Origin of the sequence: Acinetobacter sp. YH16052, from assembly GCF_013417155.1 — a bacterium.
GTDB lineage: Bacteria > Pseudomonadota > Gammaproteobacteria > Pseudomonadales > Moraxellaceae > Acinetobacter.
The window spans coordinates 1-2,534 of sequence record NZ_VPEO01000094.1 but is presented as its reverse complement, the minus strand read 5'-3'; the positions used below and the strand labels follow the sequence as shown (position 1 = coordinate 2,534).

At 33.6% G+C, this 2,534-nt stretch carries 4 protein-coding genes; 3 read left to right on the top strand and 1 reads right to left on the bottom strand.

Going from position 1 to position 2,534, the window contains the following annotated elements; translation table 11 throughout:
- The 3 genes from FTV42_RS16230 to FTV42_RS16220 form a co-directional block, all read left to right on the top strand.
- Nucleotides 1-289: helix-turn-helix domain-containing protein (locus FTV42_RS16230; protein WP_257223477.1), on the top strand; the 289-nt coding region annotated here is incomplete at its 5' end.
- Nucleotides 249-509 carry a hypothetical protein gene (locus tag FTV42_RS16225; protein ID WP_163146737.1) on the top strand — a complete coding sequence of 87 codons (261 nt, stop codon included), beginning with the start codon at nucleotides 249-251 and terminating at the stop codon, nucleotides 507-509. The genes FTV42_RS16230 and FTV42_RS16225, both read left to right, overlap by 41 nt.
- A gap of 524 nt (nucleotides 510-1,033) precedes the next feature.
- Nucleotides 1,034-1,882 (top strand): serine protease, encoded by an 849-nt coding sequence (locus tag FTV42_RS16220; RefSeq protein WP_163146740.1) that lies wholly within the window; start codon nucleotides 1,034-1,036, stop codon nucleotides 1,880-1,882.
- A gap of 187 nt (nucleotides 1,883-2,069) precedes the next feature.
- On the opposite strand, the gene FTV42_RS16215 is transcribed toward FTV42_RS16220, so the two are convergent.
- Nucleotides 2,070-2,534 (bottom strand): plasmid replication DNA-binding protein (locus tag FTV42_RS16215; RefSeq protein WP_180039201.1); only part of this gene is annotated, 465 nt, incomplete at its 5' end.

Here is a 2,534-nt window from a genome sequence, read left to right as displayed (position 1 = left end):
AATGATTCAAACCAGTGACAGCATTACTCATTCAATCCTGGATCTCATCAACAATATGTTGATTGATCTCCTGGCAACAATGGCCCGCCTGGACAATGAGAAACGTATAGAACGTATTAAGCAGGGCCTGGCACGTTCGGGTTACAAGCCAACAGGTAAGAAAGCCAATGAGGCTAAGCACAAACGAATAAAAGAATTGCTAGCATCTGGCAATATGACTAAGGAAGAAATTGCCAAAGCAGTGAATTGTGGAGTTGCAACTGTTTATCGAGTTGCTAAAGTCATTTAAAAAGGCTTGTATCAGTGCTTCCCTTATGTCATATCTATTTACAAAGGAGCAAGGCATTCTTAAAGGTCAAAAGACGGAATTAATGATGAAAAAGCATTTGATTTTCCTTGTTTTTATAGTGATGGTTTTTATTTTAGCTCTGGTTGTAAAGATTGATAATGATCATAAAAAAGGGCAAGCATTAAAGAAATTGGAACTAGTTGAAAAGCAAATCCCTTAGGTAAAAATTGACTTATACTTATTTAAATAACGCTAATAACTAAGCCCAAAAAACACCTAGACCCAGTGCTATACACGCTTAGTTTTTTATATTTCAAAAGAGTATTTTAGCAAATATCATAAAAGATCGGTCTATTCTCAAGCCGGTTTTCTATATCGCAGAGCATCATGGCTTTATCATAGATATATGAATATTAAGATAAATAAAAAGCCCTATAGTCTCTCCCGTTACTATAAGGCTTATAAAACGCTGTAATTTTTTTCTTAATTACCTACTTTTCGATGTAGGTTATGAAAATATTTTACCTATTGGTAAAAATAAAGATATAAGACAAAAGATGAATACGTTAGGAATTCCGCGTAAAAACTACTAATTTCGTATAACCACCATTATGTTAAATGAAAAAATATATTGATTTAAATTTTGTCAGAATGAAGTATTTATTTTATTGATTAAAATAAAAAATAAAGATTAATACTATGATAAAAAATAAGAATATTTATTGTGACTATCGGAAAAGATTTATGAATAAAACTATGAGTGTGGCTGAGGAATTACTTTATTCAACAGTAAAAATTACTGCATACTTAAATGGAAAAGCTCATAGTACAGGGACTGGATTCTTCACAGCCTTCGATAATGATGGAGAAAATTGCTTTCTAGCTCTGGTGACAAACAAACATGTAATAGAAAAGAGTGATCAAATAAAAATCATTTGTCATGTAAAGAATAATGAAGGAGAACCTTCAGGAAATTTTGTCGAACTAAGCATTGGGATAAACGATAAACAGGTTATCTATCATCCTGATACGAAAATTGATTTATGTGCTATCTCTATTGCAGGTTTGATAAATCAAGCAATAGATCAAGGTATGCCAATATTCTATAAATTTTTAGATTTATCATTAATACCGAATACCGATGATTGGCAATATTTTGATGCTATTGAAGAAGTAACAATGATTGGCTGTCCTAATGGTATTTCTGATGAGGTAAACCATCTACCTATTATTCGTAAGGGAATAACGGCCTCTTCTCTTGCAAAACTATATAATGGAAAACAAGAGTTTATGGTTGATATGGCTTGTTTCCCAGGATCCTCTGGATCACCAATTTTTTTATATGATAAAAAGGGGTATTTAGACAGAAAAACTAATACTTATTATATGGATAAAAGTCGAATTCATTTAGTTGGTATATTATATGCGGGGCCGCTAATAAATAATAATGGACAAGTAATTCTGGCTCAACCTCCTCAAGTAACAGTTGCAGCAATGATGCATTTAGGTAATGCAATAAGATCAACAGAACTTCACGTACTGAATGATGAAGTTCGTAAATTTAAATCCACATTAATTTCTGCTCAAGTTTAGAATTCCTAAAATTAACATAATACACGTTATACGAAATGCTGTATAATTATCCTTATAATTCAACGCTGTAGTTTCTAGTTTATAGCCCGAGCATCCCTGTTCGGGCTTTTTTTATGATTTTTCATGTTTCACGATCAAAAAACAATCAATGTTCCACGGTTTTGATTAGTCTGATTAAATAGTCCTATCACCCATAGGGCTTGAAAAAACGGCTCCAGAAGCCCCTTTTTTCAGGCTCTGGTTCAATATGCTCCGGCACTGGAATGCGTTTAATTTCTTGAGTAGTCAATCCGCCCTCATTTGGTTTTTTTGACCGAGGATCTGTTGCTATATCCTGGTCAGATTGCTGCTCTGTAAACGTGCTTATATTGGCTTGTGGTGGCTTCATTTCAATAAGTGTAAGTAGCGTGTCAATACGAGCATTTGCCTTCGTTTCCCGATCTTCTGCTTTTTCCAACTGTTTCTTTAAAAACTCAATCTGATTTTTGAGTTCAACAACTGTATTATCAGTGTATTCAGGTGTATCAATGTTTTGTCTTGGAGACGTATCAAGACGTTTTGAGTTTGTTCCACCAAAAGGCTCACCATAGACACGAAGTAATTCTGAAAAGTCGATAGAACCATCATGATCACGACTTAATACTCCGTTTTT